This is a genomic window from Streptomyces niveiscabiei (genome assembly GCF_001419795.1).
Classification (GTDB): domain Bacteria; phylum Actinomycetota; class Actinomycetes; order Streptomycetales; family Streptomycetaceae; genus Streptomyces; species Streptomyces niveiscabiei.
The window spans coordinates 1-2,865 of the sequence record NZ_LIRL01001247.1; the positions used below are offsets into that span (position 1 = coordinate 1).

Genomic DNA, 2,865 nt, shown 5'->3' on the forward strand with positions numbered 1-2,865 from the left:
GAGGCGGAGGCGCACGAGGGGGACGACGGCGGCGGGGACCGCGTACTCGGGGAGGCGCGCGGCCAGATGGGCGCGCAGCTCCTCCGGGTCCGCCTGCGACACGGCGTACCCGATCAGCCGTTCGCCCCGGACGAGCACCACCGCCTGCGTCACCCCGGGATGTTCCGCGAGGGCCGCTTCGATCTCGGCCGGTTCGATGCGGAAGCCGCGGAGTTTGAGCTGGGAGTCGGTGCGGCCGTGGAACTCCAGTTCGCCGGCGCCGGTCACGCGGACCCGGTCGCCGGTGCGGTACATGCGGGCGCCGACGGGTCCGCAGGGGTCGGCGACGAAGCGTTCGGCGGTCGCGCCGGGGCGGCCGAGGTAGCCGCGGGTGACCCCGTCGCCGGAGAGGTACAACTCCCCGACGACTCCCCGGGGTACGGGCCGCAGCGCCGGGTCGAGGACGTAGGCGCGCATGCCGTCCAGCGGCCGTCCGATCGGCAGCGAGTCCGGCACCGAACTCCCGGGGGAGCAGGGGCGGTTCGTGGCGAAGGTGGTCGTCTCGGTGGGCCCGTACCCATTCGTGACGGTCACCCCCGGACACGCCTCCAGCACCCGCCGCACGGCCCCCGAGGGCACCGCCTCACCCCCGGCCCACACCTCCCGCAACCCCGCGAAACACCCGGGATCCTCCTCGGCGGCGAGCCGGAACAACCCGGCGGTGAGCCAGACCCCGGTCAGGCCATGACGCTCCGTCAACTGCCTGACGGCGAAAGCGTCGACGGGCACACCGTCCTCGGCGACGACAGCGGTCCCGCCCCCGAGAAGCGGCACCCACATCTCGTACGTGGAGGCGTCGAACGCGGTCGGCGAGTGCACGAGGACCCGCGCGTGACCGCCGCCCGTGAACGCCGAGTCCCGGGCCAGGGAGACGACGTCATGATGGGTGACGGCGACCCCTTTCGGCGTGCCGGTCGAGCCCGACGTATAGCTGACATAGCCGAGTTGACGGTCCATCACCTCCACCTCGGGCCGGACGTCCGGCTCGTCCAGCAGCGAAGGGTCACCCGTCCGCACGACGCTCAGCCCGGCGTACGGCGCCTCGCCCCCGTCGGTCAACAGAAGCCGTGCGCCGGTCTCTTCGAGGATCTGGACGGTGCGCGCGGGCGGCGCGGACGTGTCGAGGCCGACGTACGCGCCACCCGCTTTGAGGACGGCAAGGAGCGCGACGAGGAGTTCGGGGGAGCGGGGTACGAGGACGGCGACGCGTTCCTCGCGCTGGACGCCCAGGCGCAGGAGCCGGTGGGCGAGCCGGTTGGCGCGGCGGTCCAACTCGGCGTAGGAGAGGGAGCGTTCACCCTGTACGACGGCCTCGGCGTCCGGCGTCGCGGCGACTCGGGCCGCGAACAGGTCGGGGATGCTGCTCCCGACGCCCGTCGCGGGGGCCCCGGTGAGGATCGACTCCTCGCCGGGCAGGGTCGGGACGACCCGTCCGACGAGGGCGCCGGGTGTGCGCACGGCCTCCGCGAAACGTTCCAGGAAGTGGACGAACCTCCGCTGGTGGGCGGTGAGTTCGGGTTCGGTGTACTGCTCGGTGCCGGCGTCGAAGTCGACGCGGACGCCGTTGCCGTCGGCGCGGTCGTAGACGTTGACGGCGAGATCCTCGACCGGTCCCGTGGACAGGTTGTGACGGGTCGTCGGGTGTGCCACGAACCTCAACTCCGGCCCGAACGCCATGATGTTGACGACCGGCCCGAAGAACCGCCGCCCGCCCTCCGGCCACTCCAGCTCCCGGCGCAGCTCCTCGCCCCGGTACCGCTGGTGGGCGAGCAACTCCCGGGTGGCGTCGGCGGTTTCGCGTACGAGGTCGGCGGCGAGGACGTCGGGGCGTACGGGGATGCGCAGCGGGAGGACGTTGGACGCCATGCCCGGGGTGGCGAGTTCGGCCGGGGACGTGCGGGCGGTGACGGCGAGCCCGAGGACGATCTCCTCGGCGCCGGTCATCGCGTGCAGGTACGCGGCGGTCGCGGCGAGGACGACCCGGGACCAGCGGGTGCCGGTCAAGTCGGCGGCGGAGTGGACGAGTTCACCGGTGACGTGGCTGGTACGGCGCAGGAAGCGCCCGGAGACGCGGGGCGGCCGGGACGAGAGGCTCACCGGGTCGGGCCGGTCGGCGAGGACGCGGTGCCAGTACGCGCGGTCCGCCTCACCGTCGTAAGCGTCATCGGCGGCGAGCAGCGGCCCGAGCGGCGCGTCCGGAACGCCGGCCGTGTCGGCGCCCTCCGCCAGTGCCGTGTACGCCGCAGCCACGCGCCCCGCGATCAGCGAACAGCTGAACCCGTCCACGGCGATGTGGTGATACGCCTGGTACCAGACCCAGTGCCCGTCCCCCGCCCGCAGCAACGCGTACCGGAACAGGGGCCCTTGCTCCAGATCGAACGGCACGGCGAAGTCCCGTTCCATCCACTCCCGGGCGCCCTCGATCCCGTCGACCTCCACGACCGGCATGGACCACGGGACCTCCGGCTCGACCAACAGCCCGACGCCCTCGGCGTCTTCGACGAACCGTGAGCGCAACGTCTCGGTGGCGGCGACGACTTGACGTACGGCAGCTCGGAGCAGACCGGGGTCGACGGCGCCATGGATCTCGGTGAACTCGCCGACGTTGTGCGCGGCGTCACCCCCGTCGAGCCGCGTTCCGAACCACATGGACCGCTGGGCGGCGGACGGGACGAGACGTACGGTCATCGCTGAACTCTCCTGAGCGTGGGGTCCGTTGGAGGCCGGAAAAGTCAACGAGCCACTCCCGAAGGAGCCGACCCCGAACGAGCCGCCCCCGTATGAACGTCAGCCGTATGACCCGCCCCCGAACGCCCCACCTCCGAC

At 72.6% G+C, this 2,865-nt stretch carries 1 protein-coding gene; it reads right to left on the reverse strand.

The genetic code is table 11. From position 1 onward, the window contains the following. On the reverse strand, nucleotides 1–2,727 hold a 2,727-nt coding region (locus AOK24_RS42680), incomplete at its 3' end, for an amino acid adenylation domain-containing protein (protein WP_159052201.1). Nucleotides 2,728–2,865: the final 138 nt, after the last annotated feature.